The organism is Rubrivivax soli (assembly GCF_049810355.1).
In the GTDB taxonomy this organism is placed as follows: domain Bacteria; phylum Pseudomonadota; class Gammaproteobacteria; order Burkholderiales; family Burkholderiaceae_C; genus Rubrivivax.
Genome location: NZ_CP187368.1, coordinates 100,928 through 120,833, shown reverse-complemented (window position 1 = coordinate 120,833; position 19,906 = coordinate 100,928). Strand labels below are relative to the sequence as shown.

Below are 19,906 nucleotides of genomic sequence, written 5' to 3'. Positions count from 1 at the left end.
ACTCCCCCTTTCTCCGTCCACTTCCCGCCGCGGGCCGCGCCCGACAGGCGTAGCCTTGTCGAAGTCGCGCGCCCCATCGGGGCCGCGCGGCTGCAAGACTGAGCGACACACGAGAAGGGTCTCCCATGGGTCACAGCTCCATCGGCGGGTCCTCGCCACACTTCGCCACGCCCGGCACGCGCCGGCGTCGATACTTCCTGCGCGCCGCCGCCGCCGTCGTCGGCTTGCCGATGACGCTGCGCGCGCTCGCAAGCTCCAGCCCCGTGCGCGTCGGCGTGGACGCCGAGTTCGGTCTCGAGGACAGCACGTCCGCCCAGGCCATCGAACTCGGGCTGCGCGTGGCCATCGCCGAGGTGAACCAGGCCGGCGGCGTCCTGGGCGGCCGGCCGCTCGAGCTCGTGACCCGCGACAACCGCTCGATGCCCGCGCGCGCGATGTCGAACCTGCGCGACCTGGCGGGCCAGACCGACCTGGTGGCCGTGTTCGGCGGCAAGTTCAGCCCGGTGATGATCGAAGCGGTGCCGCTGGCCCAGGAACTGCAGCTGCCGCTGCTGGCAGTCTGGTCGTCGGCCGATCCGATCGTCGAGCATGCGTACCGGCCGAGCTACGTGTTCAGGCTCGCGCTGCGCGACAGTCTCGCGATGCCCAAGATGCTCGACACCGCGGCGACGCGCGGTCTGCGCCGGGCGGGTCTGTTCCTGGCCAACACGGGCTGGGGCCGCAGCAACCTGGCCGCGGCACAGCGCCATGTCGGCACGGCCGGTCGCAGCACGATCGCCGGGGTCGGCTGGTACAACTGGGGCGAGCGGACGGTCGTCGATCGCTACCGGAGCCTGGTCGCCAACGGCGCCGAGATCGTGGTGGCGGTGGCGAACGACGACGACGGCGCGCTGCTCGTGCGCGAGGTCGCGCAGTTGCCGGCTTCCGAGCGGGTGCCGCTGCTGTTCCACCAGGGCATCACGGGGGGGCGCTTCGTGCCGATGTGTGGCCCGGCGTTGCAGACGCTGGACGTCAGCGTGCTGCAGACGTTCAGCTTCTTCGACGCCGACGCGCGGCAGCGCGAACGCTTCATGGCCACCGCCCGCCGGCTGGGCGCCGCCACCGGCCACGAACACATCGAGGCCCCGACCGGGGTGGCACACGCCTACGACCTGCTGCACATCCTGGCCCTCGCCGTGGACCAGGCGGGCAGCACCAACCGGCCCGCGGTCCGCGCCGCGCTGGAGCAGGTCCGCAGCCACCGCGGTCTGATCAAGCACTACGCGCCGCCGTTCACGCGCACCCGCCACGAGGCGCTGGGCCCCCGCGAGTTGCTGATCGCGCGCTACCGCGCCGATGGCGCGCTGGTGCCCGATGCGCGCTAGCCGCCCCAGGCACAGCCTCGAGCGGCGCTTCGCGGTGGCGTCGGCGTGGCTGGCGGCCGCGTCACTGCTGGTGATGGCCCTGACGGCGTGGGCCTGGGCCGAGCGGCTGCACCGGCAGTCCGCGCACCAGATCGCCGAGCGCGATCTCCAGTGGCACGCGGCCCGGGCCGCCGATGCGCTCGGCCACGTGGCCGGCCGGCTGCACGAGGTGGCGCTCAGCCCCCTGCTGCAGACGGCACTGACCGACAGCGCAGCACGCGTCTCGTACCTGCAGCCGTACCTGGAGAGCATTCGCGAGATCGACGGGATTCCGGTCCGGTTCGCGATCGTCGACTTCGAAGGCAAGCTGATCGCCACGCACCAGCGGTTCGAGCTGTCTCCGCAGGCACGCGCCTGGTTCCTGGCCGAACTCGGCACGCGCGACACGCGGGTGGGGCTCGGAACGTCGAACGGGGAGGCACGGATCTGGCTGTCGCTGGGCATCACCTACGCGCGCAGCAACACGGTGGAAGGCCAGGTGTGGGCATCGTTGCGGCTCGCCGACCTGCCGCAGGACGACGCACACCGCCTGTTGCCGGCGGACGCACCGGTGTCGGCGGGAGACCTCGAGACGCGCCTGCCGCTGGCCGCCCCGCTGGACGCGCTGGCGCTGAAGATGGTGCGTCCCGGTGAGGGCCTGGCGGTGCCACGGGACTACAGCCTCGTGCTCGTCTTCCTGTCGGTGGCAGCCCTGCTGGTGCTGGCCGCCGGCGTCGCGGCCCGCTGGGTGGCGCGGTCGCTGACACGCGACCTGGACGGCCTCGAACGCTTCGCCGGCCAGGTCGCGCTGGCCGCCGAAGGCGATGCGCGCGCGCCGGAGGCCGGCCCGCACGAGGTGGCCAGTCTGGCGACGTCGATCAACCGCATGCTCGAACGCCTGCGCGAGCAACACCAGGCGCTGGAGTCGAAGTCGCAGGGGCAACTCACCCTGCTGGCCACCTGCATCGCCCACCTCGGCGACGCCGTGCTGATCACGTCGGTCGCCCCCGAGGGCGAACATCCGCGCTATCCGATCGTCTTCGCCAATCCCGCCTTCGAGCGCATGACCGGGTACGCGGTGGCGGAGGTGCTCGGCCGCAGCCCGTCGTTCCTGCAGGGACCCGACACCGACCGGGCCGAAGTCAGGCGGCTCGACGAGGCGTTGCGCAACCAGTCGCCGGTCCGCGTGGAGCTGCTGAACTACGGCAAGACGGGCGCGCGCTACTGGGTCGAGATGGAGATCGTGCCGGTGCGCGACGAGCATGGCCAGACCCGGCACTTCGTCGCCATCGAGCGCGACACCACCGCACGTCGCGCGCTCGAGGACCAGCTGCGCCAGTCGCAGAAGATGGAGGCCATCGGCACGCTGGCCGGCGGCATCGCACACGACTTCAACAACGTGCTGGCGGCCATCCTCGGCAATGTGTCGCTGTCGCAGGACGACCTGCGCCAGGGTCGACCGGTGGACCGCTGGCTGGAGCAGATCGGCAAGTCCGCCGAGCGTGCCCGCGCGCTGGTGCAGCAGATCCTGGCCTACAGCCGCAGGCGCCCGAAGGACCACTCTCCGCAGGAGCTTGGCGGCCTGGTCGGCGAGACCGTGGCGATGCTGCGCGCCACCGTGCCTGCGGGCATCCGCATCGTGACGCAGCTGCCGGCCGAACCGATCATCGTGACCGGCGACCCGACGTGCCTGGAGCAGGTGCTGCTGAACCTGGGGACGAACGCGTGGCAGGCGATGGACGGCGCCTCGGGCCAGATCGTCTACGGACTCGAGCGCTCGTCGGGGCCCGAGGGCACGCCCTGCGCGCACCTGTGGGTGCAGGACGACGGCTGCGGGATCGACGAGGCCACGCTGCGCCGCATCTTCGAGCCGTACTTCACCACCAAGCCCATCGGGCGCGGCACCGGCCTGGGGCTCGCCGTCGTCGAGGGCATCGTGCGCGAGCACGGCGGCCAGCTCTCCGTGGAGAGCCATCCGGGGCGCGGCTCCACCTTCCACATCCGCCTGCCGCTCACCGCGGCGGTGCCCGCGGAGCGCACCGCCGCGCTGCCGGCTGCGACCGAGGAGCCGCGCCTGGAGGCACGTGTCCTCTACGTCGACGACGACGACGTGCTGGTCGTGATGGCGGTCGCCCTGATGGAGCGCTGGGGATGCGTGGTCACGGGCGTGGGCAGCGCCGAGCTCGCGCTGGACACGGTGCGCGCGCATCCACGCGCCTTCGACGTGGTGATCAGCGACGTGAACATGCCCGGACTGTCCGGCGTCGATCTGGCCCGGGCGCTGGAAGGCATCCGGGAGGATCTGCCCGTCGTGCTGGCATCGGGCTACGTGACCGACGACCTGCGGGCGTCGGTGCGACGCGGCAACGTGCGAGCCCTCGTGCGCAAGGAACGGCTGCAGGACGATCTTGCGCAAGTGCTCCGCCAGGTGCTGGCGTCGTCATCCAGATCGATGCACGTGGTCGACGGCGACACCCTGTCCTGACCGCACGCCGATTGCGGCGGCCCTGGCGGCCCGCACGCTCAGGGAGCGTCCTACCCGGGCTTGTGCACGAGCGGGCGGTTCGCGGCGCGCCAGCCCTCCAGGCCTCCGCGCAGGAAGCGCGCGTCGCGGCCCGCCGCCTGCAGCCGCATGGCCGTGGCGCGGCTGACTTCGTGGCCATGCACGCAGTACACGACCACGGCCCGGCCTGCCGGCAGCGCGGCCGCCCACTGCGCCACGGTGGCCGGGTCCCGCCAGCAGGCCCCCGGCAGCATCGTCTGCGCGTTCGCGTACGCGCCGGCGCGGCGCACGTCGAGCAGCACCGCATCGGCGACCGCGTCCTGCCCGGCGCCCAAGGGCTCGCTGGCGGCGTGCACCGCCCGCTGGTAGCGACCGTGCACGGCCGCCCAGTCGATGCGGGCCATGCACGCATCGACCTCCGCGCCGGCCGCGGTGCCGTCGCGCGCGCGGTGCGCGAGCGCACCCATGTCCAGCGCCAGGATCGGCACGCCGCCCGCCGCCGCCGTGGCCGGGTCGGCAGCCCACTGGATGGCCAGCGCGCCGTCGCGCGGCTGGAACACCAGCAGCGCCGCGCCGGCGCCACCGCCCGGGGTCGTGGCACAGGCGACGAACTGCGTGCGCCAGTGCAGGACACTGCCGAAGCTGGCGTCGAGCGCCAGTTGCATGGCCGGCTCCACCGTCACGCCCTTCCCGCACGTTGGTGGCTCGCGACCAGCGCGGGCTCCAGGCGAGCCGGCGCGGCCGGGCCGACAGGTGGCGGTTGGTGGCATGTGTGCATGCAGACTCCTTCAACGCAACAGGGGACCCAGCCAGGTCGCGACCAGCCCGACGCCGGCGCAGGCGCCCAGCAGCGGCAGCACGCCCACCTTGAAACGGAACAAGGCCAACGCGGCGGCCACGGTGATGGCGGCCGACAGGCCGTCGAAGCGCCCGCCGACACCCTGCGGCCAGAGCACGTGGTACGCGAAGAACAGGGCGAGGTTCAGGATCACCCCGACCACCGCCGCCGTGATCGCCGACAGCGGCGCCGTGAAGCCCAGCTTGCCGTGCGTGGCCTCGACCACCGGGCCGCCGGCCAGGATGAAGACGAACGACGGCAGGAAGGTGAAGAAGGTGACCACGGCGGCCGCCAGCGCACCGCCCAGGAACAGTGCCTCGGGCCCCAGCACCTGCTTCAGCCAGCCGCCGACGAAACCGACGAAGGCCACGACCATGATCAACGGCCCGGGCGTGGTCTCGCCCAGGGCCAGGCCGTCGATCATCTGCGGTCCGCTGAGCCACTGGTGCGTCTCGACCGCACCCTGGTACACGTAGGGCAGCACGGCGTAGGCGCCGCCGAAGGTGAGCAGCGCCGCCTTGGTGAAGAACCAGCCCATCTGCGTCAGCGTGCCGTGCAGGCCGGTCGTCGCGACCAGCACGGCACCTGCCAGCAGCCACACGCCGAGGCCGGCGGCCAGCACCTTGGCCAGGTGGCTGCGCGAGAAGCGTGCGTGCGCCGGCGTCGGGGTGTGGTCGTCGATCAGCGCCGGCCCGTGGCTGGCCCCGGCGCTGCCATGGCCGCCGCCGAGCGCGAACACCTGCGGCCAGCGCCGTGCGCCGACGTGCCCGATCAGGCCGGCCGCCAGCACGATCGCCGGGAACGGCGTGTCGAAGGCGAAGATCGCGACGAACGAAGCCGCCGCGATGCCCCACATCCAGCGGTTCTTCAGGGCCCGCGTGCCGATGCGGTGCGCGGCGTGCAGCACCAGCGCGGTCACGGCGGGCTTGAGGCCGTAGAAGATGCCGGCGACCAGCGGCACGTCGCCGAAGCGCAGGTAGACCCAGCTCAGCGCGATCAGGATGAACAGCGACGGCAGCACGAACAGCGCACCCGCCACGATGCCGCCCCAGGTGCGGTGCATCAGCCAGCCGATGTAGGTGGCCAGCTGCTGCGCCTCGGGGCCCGGCAGCAGCATGCAGTAGTTCAGCGCGTGCAGGAAGCGCTGCTCGCTGATCCAGCGCCGCCGCTCGACGAGCTCGGCGTGCATGATCGCGATCTGCCCGGCCGGGCCACCGAAGCTGATGAAGCCGAGCTTGAGCCAGAAGCGGAACGCCTCGGCGAAACCCACTGCAGCCGGGATGCCCGGTGCGGTGGCCGGCGGCTCGACAGGGGGCGTGGGCACAGTGCTCATGCGGATGGACCAGGTGCGGCGTACAGCGCGTCGAACACGGTCGCCGCGGCCTGCGCCAGTGGATCGTCGTCGGCGTGGACCGCGCGCAGGCCGGACAGCACCGCCTCCAGGCCGGCAGCCTCGGGCACCGGGATGCCGCCGATGTCGAGGAAGTGCACGGCACGCGCGATGTGCTGCAGCCGGGCATCGGCATCCAGGCCGAAGCTGGCGGCCAGCACCTCGAAGCTGACGCGCGAACCGACGTGCGTGAAGCGTGCGCCGTCGTAGTCGAAGCCCAGGGCGCCGCGCGGCGCGGGGGTCGAGCCGGCGGGATCGGCGAGCCAGACGAAGCGCGCGTCGGGATCGATGAAGCGGCGGATCAGCCAGGCGCAGGCCAGGCGGTCGACCCAGGGCCGTGCGCGCGTGGCCCAGCGCTTGCCCTGGAACTTGCGAAGGTCCAGGCGCGGGATGCCGTGCGGCGCCTGCGCCACGGGCTCGCCAGGCGAGAAGCGCGCCTCCAGGTCCTGGCGCAGGGCATCGAGCTCCACCCGGGCCTGCGCGGCAGCCGCACCCGGGTAGTAGTCGACGCGCTGCAGGACCTGCAGGGCATCGCCCACCGCGCGCAGGCGCCGCCGGGCCTCGGTCGCGTCCAGCGCCGGCAGTGCGGCGGCCAGCGCCTGCGCCTCCATGCGCCACTGGCCGTAGGCCTCGGCGCGGTCGAACAGCGCCAGCACCTCGGCGTGCTGCGCCGGGTCGCGCGTGGACACGTCGAGCACGCTGGCGTGGCCGCCGTGCGCACGCACCTCCGCCACCAGCGGATCGAACAGGGTCGCCTGCGCTTCGGGCAGGAGGTAGACACCGTCGCGCAGCGCACCGCAGCCCAGCGTCTTCAGCGCCCGCCAGATGCGCAGCCGGACGGCGCTGGGCTGCGTCGGCAACGTGAGGAAGAGAGCGGCCCACATGTCTGCATCATACGCTACAGACTTTGAAATATCCATTACAACGCATGCGGTGGTCGTGGCACCGCAGTGCATCGCTGCCCCGGGGGCGGCCTTCCCGGCAGGCGGCACACGGCTGGCTACACTCGGCGGCATGCCTCTGCAGGTGATCGCCTCCGTCCTCCGCGTCGACCCGTGCTGGTCCGGCCACGGCAGCGGCGGGACGCCCGGCGCGGCGGCGCCGGGCGGCTCGACGGACGCATCCCCGTGCCCGCGCTGACGGGCCGGCCGGCGCCGCCGTCTGCATGACTGCCACAGCCACGCCGGAAGCCGGCCGGCTGCCGTTGTCGGCGATGCTGCACGCCCTGGCGCAGGACGACAGCCGCGAACGCATCGCCGTGGGTGACCTGCTGGCCGCGCTGGGCGATCGCGCGCTGGCCGCCCTGCTGTTCGTCTTTGCGGTGCCCAACGTGCTGCCGGTGCCGCCGGGCACCTCGGCCGTGCTCGGCGCGCCGCTGGTCGTCCTGGCCGCGCAACTGGCCTTCGGACGGCGGCCCTGGCTGCCCGCGGTGATCGCGCGCCGCACGGTGGCGCGGGCCGACTTCGCGGCCCTGGTGCTGCGCGTCGGCCCCTGGCTGGCACGCGCCGAGGCGCTGCTGAAGCCCAGGGTCGCCTGGCTGGCACTGCCGCCCATGGAGCACCTCGTCGGCGTGGTGTGCCTGCTGCTGGCGGTGGTGCTGGTCCTGCCCGTGCCGCTGGGCAACATGCTGCCGGCGCTGGCGATCAGCCTGCTGGCGCTGGGCATCCTGGAACGGGATGGACTGTGGATCCTGGCCGGACTCGGCATCGCCGCCCTCGCGGCCACGGTCGTCTCGGGCGTGGTGTTCGCGATAGTGAAGGCGGCCATCTACGTCGCCACCCAGGTGCTGCCATGAACCGCCTGGCTCCGGCGGGCGCGGGGCGCGTGACCGGGTTCTTCGCGCGGCGCTGGCGCGGCGAGGTGCCGATGCGGACGGTCCTGTGGAGCGACATGCTCGCCAGGGGGACCGCCGTGAACATCCTGGCCACCTTCGTCGCGATGCTGGCGGCCAGCCAGGGCAGCCCGACCTGGGCGGCCGCGGCCATCCACTTTTCGCCGCTGCCCTACAACCTGTTCCTCTTCGCGGCAGTCGGCCGCGCGTCGCCGCGCAGCCGCGTCGCCACGGTGCTGGCGACGGTGTGGCTGTGTGCCATGACGATCGTGTAGGACGACACCGACGCCCCACGATGCCGGACCACGCGCCGGTCCCATGCCGGCGCCAGACCCGATGTTGACATTGTCAACATCCGCCGGCACCATGGTTGACACTGTCAACTCCAGCGCGAGGCCGGCCATGGATCGGATCGGGGAATCTCCGTCGCACGGGCGGCGCGGGCTGCTCCGGGCCGCCTTGGCACCGCCCCTGGCCGCCGGCCTGGCGCTGGCCGGCTGCGCGGCGTTCGACTACCGGGACGCCGATGCGCCGCGGGCGCTGGCGGTGCCGGCGCCGATCGAGCCGGCACCGCGTGTCGCGCTCGTGCTCGGCAGCGGCGGCCCGCGCGGCTATGCGCACATCGGCGTGCTGCGCGTGCTGGAGGACGCCGGCCTGGTCCCCGACCTGGTGGTGGGCAGCAGCGTCGGCGCGCTGATCGGCGCGTTCTGGGCCAGCGGGCTGTCGGCCACCGAGATCGACCGGCGCTCGTTCGAGGGCGGTCCGCTGACCGTCTTCGACCCGTCGGTCTTCGCCGACCGGGGCTGGATCCACGGCCGCAGGCTGCAGGATTATGTCGACGGCGGCGTCGGAGGACGCTCGATCGAGCAGCTGCCGCGCCGCCTGATCGTGGCGGCCACGCGGCGTGCCGACGGCTCGGCGCGGTACTTCGCCAGCGGCCGCACCGGCGTGGCGGTGCGCGCCTCCGGCGCCATGCCGGGGATCGTCTCCCCGGTGGGCATCGCCGGCGTGGAGTACGAGGACGGCGACACCTCGGTCCCGGTGCCCGTCTCGGCGGCCCGCATGGCCGGCGCACGCTTCGTGATCGCCGTGGACATCACCGCGCGCACGACGCCGCCGGGCGCGTCGCCGTCGCAGCGCGAGCGCGTCCTGCAGCGCCGCGCACGCATCGACCCCGAGGTGGCACGGGCCGACTTCCTGATCCATCCCGCGCTGGACGACCAGGCCGGTCCGTGGCGCAGCTACTTCATCGACGCCCGCCGCCGCGGCGAGGCCCATGCGCGCGAGCGGCTGCCGGCACTCCTCCAGGCGCTGGCGCGTGCCGACCTCGCGCCTGCCGGCGGCCGGCCGGTCGCCGCGTCGGGCTGAGCGCTGCGGCCCGCGCGGGCCCCGTCGGACGTCAGCCGCGCGGTCGACGCCGTGCTGCGGGCGCCGGCGCCCTGACCGCAGGCGCGCTGGCGGCGCCGCGCAGGGCCGCCTCGATCATCCGCATCACGTGCGCGGGCGCCTGCGCCGCGACCTTCGGGGCCACCGCCAGGCAGTCCATCACGCTGGCCTGCGTGATGCTGGCGAAGCCGTGCATCGTCGACCAGACGAACATCGCATGCAGGTCGACCTGGGCACGCGCCGTCGCCGAGTCGCCGCCGGACCGGCGCAGCACACCCCGCAGCACGTCGAAGGCATGCGCCGCTTCGCGGGCGAGCGCCGGGTGCGCCGCCGGCTCCGGCCAGGGCGTGCCGAACATCAGCCGGTATTCGAGCGGATGCGCGGCCGCGTACCCCAGGTAGCGCCGGCCGAGCGACCCGAGGTCGTCCATCGGCGCGTCGAAGCGCTCGCGGTCGTCCAGCGCGCGCGCAAAGCTCTCGAAGCAGCGCCGCATCACCTCGGCCAGCAGGTGATCGCGGCTGGGGTAGTGGCGGTACGGCGCCTGGTGCGACACCCCGAGCTTGCGGGCCACCTCGCGCAGGCTGAGCTGCTCGACGCCCAGTTCGGCGATGACCTCGCGCGCCGCCAGCACGCAGGCTTCCTTCAGATCGAGCGGTGCATCGCGCTGCGTTGTCGCCATCGGTGGGTCGGATTCAGGTACCGCCGAAACGGTAGCATGGCGCACGCCCGCGGCGGCGGCTGCACCGCACGGTGCTGCGCGGGCCTCCGGGCGTAAGGACGCCCGGCTTCGCGCGACTCTCACCCGGGCGGACAGGCTTTCTGGACGCGGGAGCGTGGAGATGTGGCACCGGATCGCTTGTTGGGCCGTGGGACTGCTGTGCTGGGCACCGCTGGCGCAGTCCCAGACCGTGCCGGAGGCGGCGGCCCTGGTCGGACGCACGACGCAAGGTTCGGTGGTCGACCTGGCCCAGCTGCGGGGCAAGGTGGTCCTGGTGTTCTTCTGGTCCACCGACTGCGCGGTGTGCCTGGACCTGCTGCCGGAACTGCGCCGCAACCTCTCGGGCTGGCGCACGCGGCCGTTCGAGATCGTCGCGGTCAACCAGGATCGCACACTGGCCGGGCTGCAGGCCTACGAGAAGGTGCTGGACCGTGTCGTCGCGCCCGATCCGCAGATGCGGATCGTCTGGCGACGCGACCCTGCGCACGGCGACACGTTCGGTGAGCACGCGGCACGGCAGGCGACGACGGTGGTCGTCGATCGCGCGGGGCAGGTGGTGAAGACGGTGCGGGGTCGGTGGCCCCCGGCGCTGTGGGACGAGATCGCCGAGCTGGTGCTCAACTGACACGCGGCGCTCCGCAGGCCGCCTCAGCCGGCGGTCAGGCGGCCGAACGCATCGAGCCGGCAATGGCGGATCCACTGGCGCAGCGCCGGGTCCCGGGCCCACGGGAACTGGTTGCCCGTGTTGACCGCCATCGTGCGCACGTAGTCGGCCGTGGTGCGCGGGAACGGCACCGGCCTGCACAGCAGGTTCTTGTGCGCCTCGTCGTCATGGTGTGCCTCGACATGGGCCGTGAGTGCGGCACTGAAGGAGACCAGCGGCGCGCGCAGCAGCTGCACGACGATCCTGCGGTCCTGGAACACCGGGGAAGGCGGCCTGAAGTGCACGGCCGACGCAGTCCAGTCGATGTACAGCGCGCCAGGCTCGACGGCCACGCGACCCTGCTCCAGCTGCATGCCGCCGGCATGGATCGCCGTGACCCGGCCCAGCCGCACGACATCGCGGATCAGGCGCAGCACCTCGACCTCGGCCTCCGACAGCGTCGCCAGGTGGAACATCGTCGGGGTGCGGCCGCGGTCGATGCGCAGCGGCGCGCCGCAGGCCTCGAGCCGCTGGTACAAGTCGTCGATCGAGCGGGCCTCGGCGAAGGCCTGCATCTGGTCGGCCTGGCCGCCGATCGCCGCCTGGAAGCACTCCGGACCGTTCTGCGTGCCCAGGCGGTTGACGACCCAGGCGCGTTCGGGGCGACCGGGCGCACCCCCTCGCCGACCGCGAAGGCCGGCGTGTGCGTGGACGGCACCGACGGGCTGAAGAACGTGGCATCGACGATCTTGCGGCGCACCCGGACCTGCGTGCGTTCTCCCGACGGCAGGGACTCGAACGCACTGAGGCCGTCGATCTCGCCCAGGTAGTTGCTCAGCGGGTGGTAGCGCACCCGGCCGCTGGCGAGCAGCCGGTGGTTCATGACCCGGTCGAAGTAGCCGCTGACCTCGGGCCCGCTCGCCAGCTCGGCCATGCCGCGGTTCAGCCCGACGGCGTCCTTGAGCCCGCTGCCCAGCTCCATCGACGCCACGCCGTAGAAGGACGAAGGCTGGTGCAGCGTGACGAATGCGTGGGCGTCGTTCCAGTGGCCGCCCGGCTTGCCATGGCGATCGACCAGCGTGATGTGCGCACCGGTCTCGCTGAGCAGGGTGTCGGCGAACGCCAGGCCGGTGGCACCGGCGCCGATGATGAGGTTGTCGGTGTCCGCTTGGCGCATGGCGTCCTCGAGCGCCTTCGACGGCTGCGAGGCAGTGTAGAGGCCGCATCCCGCGCGGTCGCGCACAGTCACCCCAGGGTCTGCGTCGCACCGGTCCGCCACCGGGGGCGGTTCATGACCGCCAGGGAAGCTCGAGCGCCTGCCCGTCCGGCAGTTGCGTGGCCACCGGCGTGGCGGCGAAGATGCCCAGGATCTCCAGAGGCACGGACCCGACGTTGAAGATCTGGTGCAGCCGGCCGCGCGGCAGCACCACGGTGGTGTCGGCACCGAAGCGCTGCACGCGCCCTTCGCTGTGGACCTCGCCCTCGCCCGCGATGCACAGCACCACCTCGTCGCAATCGTGGCCGTGCGGCGGCGTGGCTGCGCTCGGCGCCAGGGTCTGGCGCCACAGCGACAGCTGGCTGAGGCCGTCGGCGCGGCCGGCCCAGGTGGCGTGCTCCACGCCGGGAATGGGCGTGGCCTGGGGACGTTGTTGTTCGATGACGTGCATGCGGTGCTCCGTTGAGGTGGCAGACGGACCGCCCGCTGCCTGGACGGCAGTGTCGCCACGCAGGATTGCATCGAGAAGACTGCACAGTGCCGTAACATTGCCGACACTCTGTCGTTAATGGAAATCGACCCGTGCAAGGCCTGCAGCAACTGATCGCCTTTGCCGAGACCGCCAAGCACGGCGGCTTCGCCGCTGCCGCACGCGAACAAGGGGTGGCCCCGTCCACGCTGGCCAAGGCGGTGGCGCGGCTGGAGGCCTCGCTCGGTGTCAAGCTGTTCCACCGCACCACGCGGCTGGTCACGCTCACGCCCGACGGCGAGCGCCTGTTCCAGCGTTGCCAGCGTGTGCTGGCCGAGGTGGACGACCTGCGGGCCGAGGCCGCCGGCACCCGCGCCGAGCCCAGCGGCACCCTGCGCATCGACATGCCGGTGTACTACGGGCGCTGCTTCGTGATGCCGCTGCTGCAGCGCCTGGCGATGCGCCACCCCGAGCTGCGCCTGGACCTGCGCCTGACTGACGCCCGCGTGGACCTGGTGCGCGACGGAGTGGACCTGGCCGTGCGCATCGGCCCCCTGCAGGACTCCACGCTGGTGGCCAGGCGCGTGGACCAGCAGGCCCTGGTGCTGGTGGCCAGCCCCGCCTACCTGAAGGCACACCCCGCGCCGCGGCGCCTGGAAGACCTGGCCGCGCACCGGGCCGTGGTCTTCCGCCTGCCGTCCAGCGGGCGGGACCGTCCCTGGCAGTTCCGGCAGCGCGGCACGCCGGTGGAGATGACGCCCAGGGCGCACGTGCGCATCAGCGAGACCGAGGGCCTCGTGCAGGCCGCCAAGCTGGGGCTGGGCATCTGCCAGTTGCCCGACATGCTGGTCGAGGACGACCTGGCGCGCGGCGCGCTGGTGGAACTGCTGCCCACCGTCCGGCCCGAGAGCATGCCCATCCACCTCGTCTACCCCTCCAGCCGCTTGGTGCCCTCGCGCGTGCGCGCGGCGATCGAGGTGCTGGACGCGCTGCGCAACCGCCGCACGGGCGGCCGCTAGCGCCGGCGCTGGCACCAACTGGCGCACCACCTGGCGCACCACCCGGCGCACCATCCGGCGCACCGACCGGCGCGCCGCGGGCTGCTCGCTCCCGCGCAGCGCCCTCCCCGGGCCGGCGCCGGACCCGGTTGGGTTCCGTACCGCACAGACGGTCCCCGGGCCCGGGACCACGATGCGACGGCAGCGGGAGGCGTCCTCCCGCGGCGCTCGCAGCCGGGGACCTTCGCCATGGACAGCCTTCGCCCGATCGGGCTTCTCACGTTCCGGCGGCAGGCGCGCCTGGCAGCCTGGGCGCTGCTCGCCGCTGCGCTGCTGGGCTGCGGGGAGACCGCCACCTTGTCGGTGGCACAGGGCAGCGGGCCGCGCCCTGCACTGCCGGCACCGGCCTCGCCGCTGCTGCCCACGGTGCACATCGCGCCGGCCGTCGGCTGGCCCGCCGGCTCGATGCCGCGTGCGGCCGCCGGCCTGCAGGTCGGGGCCTTCGCCAGGGGACTCGACCACCCGCGCTGGCTGCTGGTGCTGCCGAACGGCGACGTGCTGGTGGCGGAGACCAACGCACCGGCCCGGCCCGGCGCCGGCGGGGGGATCAAGGACCTCGTGATGGGTCTGGTGATGCGGCGCGCCGGCGCCGGCACGCCCAGCGCCGACCGCATCAGCCTGCTGCGCGACGCCGACGGCGACGGCGTCGCCGAGACGCGCTCGGTGCTGCTCTCGGGCCTGCACTCGCCCTTCGGCATGGCGCTGGTCGGCGCGCGCCTGTTCGTCGCCACGGCAGACGCCGTGCTCGCGTTTCCCTACCAGCCCGGCGACAGCGTCATCACCGCGCCTGGCACCCGGCTGCTCGACCTGCCCGGTGGCCCGATCAACCACCACTGGACGAAGAACCTGCTCGCCAGCCCGGACGGCAAGCACCTGTACGTCAGCATCGGCTCCAACAGCAACATCGGCGAACGCGGCATGGCCGCGGAACAGGACCGCGCCAGCATCTGGCAGGTGCCGCTCGATGGCGGCCCCCACCGCGTCTTTGCGACGGGGCTGCGCAACCCGGTGGGCATGGCGTGGGACGAAGCCGGCCAGACGCTGTGGACCGTGGTGAACGAGCGCGATGAGCTGGGCAGCGACCTCGTCCCCGACTACCTGACGTCGGTCCAGGACAGCGGCTTCTATGGCTGGCCCTACAGCTACTACGGCCGGAACCTGGATCCGCGCGTGCCGCAGTCGAAGCCCGCGCTGGTGGCCACCGCGCTGGTGCCCGACTACGCGCTCGGCCCGCACACCGCCCCGCTCGGGCTGGCGCGCTCCGAAGGAGGCCGGTGGCCCGCGGCGTTCGCCGACGGCATGTTCATCGGCCAGCACGGCTCTTGGAACCGCCGGCCCCGCAGCGGATACCGGGTCGTCTTCGTGCCCTTCCGCCACAACAGGCCGACCGGCGCACCGGTGGAGGAAGTGCTGGGCGGCTTCCTGACGGACGCCGGCGAGGCCATGGGTCGACCCGTGGGCGTGGCCGTCGACAGCCGCGGCGCGCTGCTGGTCGCCGACGACGTCGGCAACGTGGTCTGGCGCGTCGCCGCCGCCCCCTGAGGACGCCATGCACCACGACCCTGCCGCTGCGCACCACCGGCGCGCCGCCATGCGGCCACCGGCCGACCGGGCGCGGCACCGATGAAGCGCTGGCCCGGGCGGATCCTGTGGGGCGGCGGCATCGTCGGCCTGGCCTTGATCGCCGGCGTGCTGGCGTCCAACCTGCTGGGCGGCGAAACGAAGATCGAGCGCCGCATCGAGCGGCTGTACGCGCTGGACGATCCCCGCTTCGTGCACGAGCTGGGTGTCCTGCTCGGGCCGCCGTTCCTGGGCGGAGCGCGCGTGCAGGCGCTGCTGAACGGCGACCAGATCTTCCCGCCGATGCTGGCGGCCATCCGGTCCGCCCGGGTGTCGATCAACTTCGAGACCTACATCTACTGGGCCGGTGACATCGGCGAGGCGTTCGCGGCTGCGCTCGCCGAGCGCGCACGACAGGGCGTGAAGGTGCAGGTGCTGCTCGACTGGGTGGGCAGCGCCAAGATGGATCCCCGCCTGATCTCCACGCTGTCGGACGCGGGAGTCCAGGTCCGCCAGTTCCATCCGCCGCACTGGTCCCACCTGGGCCGGCTGAACAACCGCACCCACCGCAAGCTGCTGGTCGTCGACGGCCGGGTCGGCTTCACCGGGGGGGTCGGCGTGGCACCGCAATGGACCGGCCACGCGCAGGACCCCGCGCACTGGCGCGACACGCACTTCCAGGTCGAAGGGCCCGTGGTGGCGCAGATGCAGTCGGTGTTCATCGACAACTGGATCAAGGTCACCGGGCAGGTGCTGCACGGTCCCGACTACTTTCCGGTGCTGGCCCCGGCCGGGCCGGTGATGGCCCAGATGTTCAGCAGTTCGCCGAGCGGCGGCAGCGAGAGCATGCAGCTGATGTACCTGCTGGCCGTGACCGCGGCGTCCCGGTCCATCGACCTTTCCGCTTCGTACTTCGTGCCCGACGCGCTGACGCTGCGCGCCCTGCTCGCGGCGATGCGGCGGGGCGTCCGCCTGCGCATCGTGGTGCCGGGCGCGCACATCGACAGCGAGACCGTGCGCCAGGCCTCGCGGGCCACCTGGGGCCCGCTGCTGGCGGCGGGCGCCGTGATCGCGGAGTACGGCCCGACGATGTACCACTGCAAGGTGCTGATCGTCGACGGCAGGCTGGTCTCGGTGGGCTCCACGAACTTCGACAACCGGTCGTTCCGGCTCAACGACGAGGCGACGCTGAACGTCGTCGACACCGCCTTCGCGCAGCGGCAGACCGCCACCTTCGAGGCCGACCTGGCGCGCGCGCACCGGGTCACGCATGCGCAGTGGCTCGCGCGGCCGCTGCGCGAGCGGGTCGGGGAACGGCTGGCCTCCTGGCTGGGACCGCAGCTCTGAACCGCTGGCCGGCCGCCGGTTCGGTTCCGCACAGACTGCAGCGGCCCCCGCAGCCAGGATCGCCACTTCCGCACCGGACCCGATGTCCGGCGCCTGCCCGACGCCTTGGATCAGGCGCAGTGGCGCGCGCTGACCACCCCGCCTGCACCGGGGCGCGGCGTCGGGCGGCAGGCGCCAGGCCCCACGGCAGGTGGTCCGCAGGCCCGAGGGCCACCGAAGGAGCAGCCCGATGGCGCAGCGCGCACCGAGTCCGGACCCCGCCATCCCTGCCGACCCCGGCCCGCTGGGTCCCAACCTGCGCGCCCTGGGGTCGCTGCTGCGCGCCGCCGCGGTGGCCTGGGTGAACGACCGCGCGCCCAGCATGGGGGCGGCGCTGGCCTACTACACGCTGTTCTCGCTGGCGCCGCTGCTGCTGATCGCCATCTCGGTGGCCGGCGCGGTGTTCGGCATCGACGCCGCACGCGGCGAGATCCTGGAGCAGATGCGCCTGCTGCTGGGGACCGACGGTGCCGTGGCCATCGCGGCGCTGCTGGACAACGTGCGCCGCAGCGGCCAATCGACGCTGGGCACGGTGGTGGGCGTGGTGCTTCTCGTGGTCGGCGCGACCACGGTGTTCGCCGAACTGCAGGACGCGCTGGACCACATCTGGCGCGTCGACACGCCGCGGCGCGGCGGCGGCCTGTGGCAGCTGCTGCGCGCGCGGCTGCTGTCGTTCGGCCTCGTGCTCGGCGTCGGCTTCCTGCTGATGGTGTCGCTGGCGGCCAGCGCCGCACTGGCCGCCTGGGGGCGCTGGTGGGCGCCGGCCTTCGGCGGCAGCCTGGTGCTGCTGGATGCCGCCAACCACGTGCTCGGCTTCGTGCTGACGACCCTGCTGTTCGCCGCAATCTACAAGGGCATGCCGCGCGCGCGCATCGGCTGGGCCGACGTGATGCTGGGCAGCCTGATCACGGCCGTGCTCTTCACGCTGGGCAAGTCACTGATCGCGTGGCTGCTCACCCGCAGCGGCCTGACCGCCGGCTTCGGCGCCGCCAGCGCCATCGTCGGCCTGCTGGTGTGGGTGTATGCCTCGGCCCAGGTGTTCCTGTACGGCGCCGAGGTGACCTGGATGTTCGCCCAGCGTCACGGCTCGCGCCGGGTCGTCGCCCCGGTCCCGGAGGCAGCTCCCCCAGCCGCGCCCGCCACGTCGGCCAAGTCGGCCACGTAGGCCGCCAGCGCGGCAAGCACCTGGCGCACGGCCGTGGCCGCGGCGGTCACGCCCCCGGCGGCGTCGTCGCTGGCGGCGGGCACGCGGGCGTCGAAGCCGCGCGTGCCCAGCACCTGGCGCGTGGTGGTGTCGATCAGCACCGCGCGCAGCGCCAGATGCAGCGTGCTGGGCGTGCGCGTGTGCTCGTGCTGCAGCAGCAGCAGTTCGGTGTCCAGGCGCAATGCGGCGCCCGCGGCGGACGGCGCCTGCAGCACCGCCGCGAAGGCGCCGGTGTTCTGCAGCGCACGCACCAGCAGCGGCGCCAGCAGCCGCGCCGGCGTGTCCACCCACTCGGCGCGGGCGTAGGCCTGCAGCGCCTGCGGCTGGCGCAGGTAGACCATGCGCCGGCTGTCGTGCCCGGGCGCCGCCGTGGGCGACGCCACCAGCAGGACGGCGGCGCCCGGGCGCCGCGCGGCGTGGGCGGCCGCAGCGCCGCCGCCGTCCGCCGGTTCGCCCAGCGTGTAGCGCAGCGGCGCCACCGCGGGCCGGGGCAGCAGGCTGCCGGTGCAGCCCGCGCCCAGCAACGCGGCGCCCAGCAGCACGCCGCGCCTGCCGGGCGGGAAGACCGATCGGTTCATGGCGGCGTGCCCTCTCCTGGCCCGGGGGGTGGTGCCGGCGCGCCCAGCAGCAGGCTGCTGGGGTTCCGGGCGGTCTGCTCGCTCAGGCGCCGCAGCGACGCCGACAGCGTCGCCAGCTCGGCCATGAGCCGCGCCAGCTCGGGCAGCGTCTCGCCGTTCAGCTGCTGCACGCTGGCACGGGCCGCCTCGGCCGCGGCGCCTCCGCTGGCGCTGGCCTTGCGTGCCACGTCGGCCATCGCCTCCACGGCCTGGGCGCTGTCGCCGATGCGGTCCAGCGTCGGGCCCAGTTGCTCGGCGGCGGCAGCGGCCCGCCGTGCGGTGCGTGCGGCATCGGCCACACCCGCGCCCAGCGCCGCCTTCTGGGCCGACAGCGCCTGGGCGAGCGCCGCGACGTCGGCCAGCGTCGACTTCAGCGCACGCTGGTTGTCGGCGTCGAACACCGCGTTGAGGTTGTTGGAGACACGGTCGACGTTGGCCAGCACGTTGCTCAGCACGTTCTCCAGCCGCGCGCCCAGCGACAGCTTGAACGGGATCGTGGGCGCGGCCCCGTCGGGGCCGGGCCGCAGCGGCGGCGCGCTGGCGCTGCCGCCGCTGAGCTCCACGTAGGCGATGCCCGTCAGGCCCTGGGTCTTCAGCACCGCCTCGCTGTCCTGCTGGATCGGCGTGCCGCGTGCGATCAGGAACCGCAGCCGCACCTGCTGCGGGTTGCCGGGGTCGATGCCGATGGCGCTGACCTTGCCGACGTCGACGCCCAGGTACTTCACCGGCGCGTCGACGTTCAGCCCGGCCACCGATTCCCGGATCACTGCCTGGTAGCCGTCCATCGCCGGCTGCCCGCCCAGCCCGGCGGCCAGCCACAGCACGCCGGCCACCAGCGCCGCGCCGAGCCCCAGCACGAAGGCGCCGACCAGGGTGGTGTTGGTCTTGTCGTCCATGCTCAGGCGCTGCCGGTCGGGACACCGGGCCGCGGCGCGAAGTAGGCCGCCACGGTGGGGTGCGGGTGGCCGGACAGCTCGGCCATCGTGCCCAGCGCCAGCACGCGGCCCTCGCCGAGCACGGCCACGCGGTGGCACACGCGCCACAGCAGGTCGAGGTCGTGGCTGACGATCAGCACCGTGGCGCCGCTGGCCGCCTGCGTGGCCTGGATCAGCGTGTCGACGCCGGCGGCGCTGGCCGGGTCCAGGCCCGAGGTGGGTTCGTCCAGGAACAGCAACTCGGGGTCGAGCGCGATCGCGCGCGCCAGCGCCGCGCGCTTGAGCATGCCGCCGCTCAGTGCGCCGGGCAGCTTCAGGCCGGCATCGGGCGGCAGGCCGGTCTGGGCGAGCTTCCACTCGGCGATCTCGTCGACCAGCGCGTCGTCCAGCCCGCTGTGCTCCCGCAGCGGCAGGCCCACGTTCTGGCGCACCGTGAGCGAGCTGAAGAGGCCACCGCGCTGGAACATCACGCCCCAGCGCTGGCGCAACGCCAGCAGCGCGTCGGGGTCGAGCGCCTGCACGTCGTGCCCGAACAGGCGCACGCTGCCGGCGCTGGGCCGCTGCAGCAGGATCATCACGCGCAGCAGCACCGACTTGCCGGCGCCGCTGCCGCCGGCCAGGCCCAGGATCTCGCCCCGCCGCACGGTCAGGTCCAGGTTCTCGTGCACGCTGCGCGTGCCGAAGCGGGTGGCGATGCCCCGCAGCTCGACCACGGCGTCGGGCACAGCGGCGCGTGCGTGGCAGGCGGGGCGGGCGGTCGCGGTGTCCAC

Annotated in this window: 20 protein-coding genes; 10 read left to right on the top strand and 10 right to left on the bottom strand. The window is 73.5% G+C overall.

Annotated elements, in window-relative coordinates:
- The first annotated feature begins 125 nt into the window (after window positions 1–125).
- Together ACPOLB_RS00530 and ACPOLB_RS00525 are read left to right on the top strand one after the other, a co-directional pair.
- Window positions 126–1,364, top strand: a complete 1,239-nt coding sequence (locus ACPOLB_RS00530) for an ABC transporter substrate-binding protein (RefSeq protein ID WP_425259322.1) — start codon at window positions 126–128, stop codon at window positions 1,362–1,364.
- Window positions 1,354–3,867, top strand: coding sequence for an ATP-binding protein (locus tag ACPOLB_RS00525; protein WP_425259321.1), 2,514 nt, complete (start codon window positions 1,354–1,356; stop codon window positions 3,865–3,867). The genes ACPOLB_RS00530 and ACPOLB_RS00525 overlap by 11 nt, the downstream gene beginning before the upstream one ends.
- Window positions 3,868–3,917: 50 nt before the next feature.
- On the opposite strand, the gene ACPOLB_RS00520 is transcribed toward ACPOLB_RS00525, so the two are convergent.
- The 3 genes from ACPOLB_RS00520 to ACPOLB_RS00510 all read right to left on the bottom strand — a co-directional run bounded on the left by ACPOLB_RS00520 (window position 3,918) and on the right by ACPOLB_RS00510 (window position 6,997).
- The gene (locus tag ACPOLB_RS00520) at window positions 3,918–4,550 is read right to left on the bottom strand and encodes a rhodanese-like domain-containing protein (RefSeq protein WP_425259320.1); all 633 of its coding nucleotides are present in this window, start codon (window positions 4,548–4,550) and stop codon (window positions 3,918–3,920) included.
- Between the two features lie 123 nt (window positions 4,551–4,673).
- Window positions 4,674–6,056: a chromate efflux transporter gene (chrA, locus tag ACPOLB_RS00515; protein WP_425259319.1), complete on the bottom strand. Its 1,383-nt coding sequence runs from the start codon at window positions 6,054–6,056 to the stop codon at window positions 4,674–4,676.
- A complete protein-coding gene (locus tag ACPOLB_RS00510) occupies window positions 6,053–6,997 on the bottom strand; it encodes a chromate resistance protein ChrB domain-containing protein (protein WP_425259318.1) in 945 nt (314 codons plus the stop codon). The genes chrA and ACPOLB_RS00510 overlap by 4 nt, the downstream gene beginning before the upstream one ends.
- 281 nt (window positions 6,998–7,278) lie before the next feature.
- On the opposite strand from ACPOLB_RS00510, the gene ACPOLB_RS00505 reads away from it, so the two are divergent.
- The 3 genes from ACPOLB_RS00505 to ACPOLB_RS00495 all read left to right on the top strand — a co-directional run bounded on the left by ACPOLB_RS00505 (window position 7,279) and on the right by ACPOLB_RS00495 (window position 9,312).
- Window positions 7,279–7,908 (top strand): exopolysaccharide biosynthesis protein, encoded by a 630-nt coding sequence (locus ACPOLB_RS00505; protein WP_425259317.1) that lies wholly within the window; start codon window positions 7,279–7,281, stop codon window positions 7,906–7,908.
- Window positions 7,905–8,219: a hypothetical protein gene (locus ACPOLB_RS00500; protein ID WP_425259316.1), complete on the top strand. Its 315-nt coding sequence runs from the start codon at window positions 7,905–7,907 to the stop codon at window positions 8,217–8,219. The genes ACPOLB_RS00505 and ACPOLB_RS00500 overlap by 4 nt, the downstream gene beginning before the upstream one ends.
- Window positions 8,220–8,403: 184 nt before the next feature.
- Window positions 8,404–9,312 (top strand): patatin-like phospholipase family protein, encoded by a 909-nt coding sequence (locus ACPOLB_RS00495; protein ID WP_425259315.1) that lies wholly within the window; start codon window positions 8,404–8,406, stop codon window positions 9,310–9,312.
- Between the two features lie 31 nt (window positions 9,313–9,343).
- Here the strand turns inward: ACPOLB_RS00495 and ACPOLB_RS00490 are convergent, their stop codons facing one another.
- On the bottom strand, window positions 9,344–10,009 hold the full coding sequence (locus tag ACPOLB_RS00490; protein WP_425259314.1) for a TetR/AcrR family transcriptional regulator: 666 nt from the start codon (window positions 10,007–10,009) through the stop codon (window positions 9,344–9,346).
- 160 nt (window positions 10,010–10,169) lie between these two features.
- Here ACPOLB_RS00490 and ACPOLB_RS00485 point away from each other — a divergent pair, with 160 nt between their 5' ends.
- The gene (locus tag ACPOLB_RS00485; protein ID WP_425261987.1) at window positions 10,170–10,673 is read left to right on the top strand and encodes a TlpA family protein disulfide reductase; all 504 of its coding nucleotides are present in this window, start codon (window positions 10,170–10,172) and stop codon (window positions 10,671–10,673) included.
- Between the two features lie 23 nt (window positions 10,674–10,696).
- Here the strand turns inward: ACPOLB_RS00485 and ACPOLB_RS00480 are convergent, their stop codons facing one another.
- From ACPOLB_RS00480 to ACPOLB_RS00470, 3 genes are read right to left on the bottom strand one after another with little or no spacing between them, the layout of a single operon-like run.
- Complete coding sequence (locus ACPOLB_RS00480) at window positions 10,697–11,167, bottom strand: hypothetical protein (RefSeq protein ID WP_425259313.1); 471 nt, start codon at window positions 11,165–11,167, stop codon at window positions 10,697–10,699.
- On the bottom strand, window positions 11,116–11,940 hold the full coding sequence (locus ACPOLB_RS00475; RefSeq protein ID WP_425259312.1) for an NAD(P)-binding protein: 825 nt from the start codon (window positions 11,938–11,940) through the stop codon (window positions 11,116–11,118). The genes ACPOLB_RS00480 and ACPOLB_RS00475 overlap by 52 nt, the downstream gene beginning before the upstream one ends.
- A gap of 40 nt (window positions 11,941–11,980) precedes the next feature.
- Window positions 11,981–12,358 (bottom strand): cupin domain-containing protein, encoded by a 378-nt coding sequence (locus ACPOLB_RS00470; RefSeq protein WP_425259311.1) that lies wholly within the window; start codon window positions 12,356–12,358, stop codon window positions 11,981–11,983.
- Window positions 12,359–12,489: 131 nt separating this feature from the next.
- On the opposite strand from ACPOLB_RS00470, the gene ACPOLB_RS00465 reads away from it, so the two are divergent.
- From ACPOLB_RS00465 to ACPOLB_RS00450, 4 genes are all read left to right on the top strand, one after another.
- A complete protein-coding gene (locus tag ACPOLB_RS00465) occupies window positions 12,490–13,395 on the top strand; it encodes a LysR family transcriptional regulator (protein ID WP_425259310.1) in 906 nt (301 codons plus the stop codon).
- Between the two features lie 228 nt (window positions 13,396–13,623).
- On the top strand, window positions 13,624–14,976 hold the full coding sequence (locus ACPOLB_RS00460) for a PQQ-dependent sugar dehydrogenase (RefSeq protein WP_425259309.1): 1,353 nt from the start codon (window positions 13,624–13,626) through the stop codon (window positions 14,974–14,976).
- A gap of 81 nt (window positions 14,977–15,057) precedes the next feature.
- Window positions 15,058–16,341 (top strand): phospholipase D-like domain-containing protein, encoded by a 1,284-nt coding sequence (locus tag ACPOLB_RS00455; protein WP_425259308.1) that lies wholly within the window; start codon window positions 15,058–15,060, stop codon window positions 16,339–16,341.
- 229 nt (window positions 16,342–16,570) lie between these two features.
- A complete protein-coding gene (locus ACPOLB_RS00450) occupies window positions 16,571–17,545 on the top strand; it encodes a YihY/virulence factor BrkB family protein (protein WP_425259307.1) in 975 nt (324 codons plus the stop codon).
- Here ACPOLB_RS00450 and ACPOLB_RS00445 read toward each other — a convergent pair.
- Genes ACPOLB_RS00445 through ACPOLB_RS00435 form a run of 3 tightly spaced genes read right to left on the bottom strand, consistent with a single transcriptional unit; the run spans window position 17,461 to window position 19,906 of the window.
- Window positions 17,461–18,162 carry an ABC-type transport auxiliary lipoprotein family protein gene (locus ACPOLB_RS00445; RefSeq protein WP_425259306.1) on the bottom strand — a complete coding sequence of 234 codons (702 nt, stop codon included), beginning with the start codon at window positions 18,160–18,162 and terminating at the stop codon, window positions 17,461–17,463. The genes ACPOLB_RS00450 and ACPOLB_RS00445 overlap by 85 nt on opposite strands.
- A complete protein-coding gene (locus ACPOLB_RS00440; protein ID WP_425259305.1) occupies window positions 18,159–19,097 on the bottom strand; it encodes an MlaD family protein in 939 nt (312 codons plus the stop codon). Before ACPOLB_RS00440 ends, ACPOLB_RS00445 begins: the two co-directional genes overlap by 4 nt.
- Before the next feature lie 2 nt (window positions 19,098–19,099).
- Window positions 19,100–19,906: an ABC transporter ATP-binding protein gene (locus tag ACPOLB_RS00435; RefSeq protein WP_425259304.1), complete on the bottom strand. Its 807-nt coding sequence runs from the start codon at window positions 19,904–19,906 to the stop codon at window positions 19,100–19,102.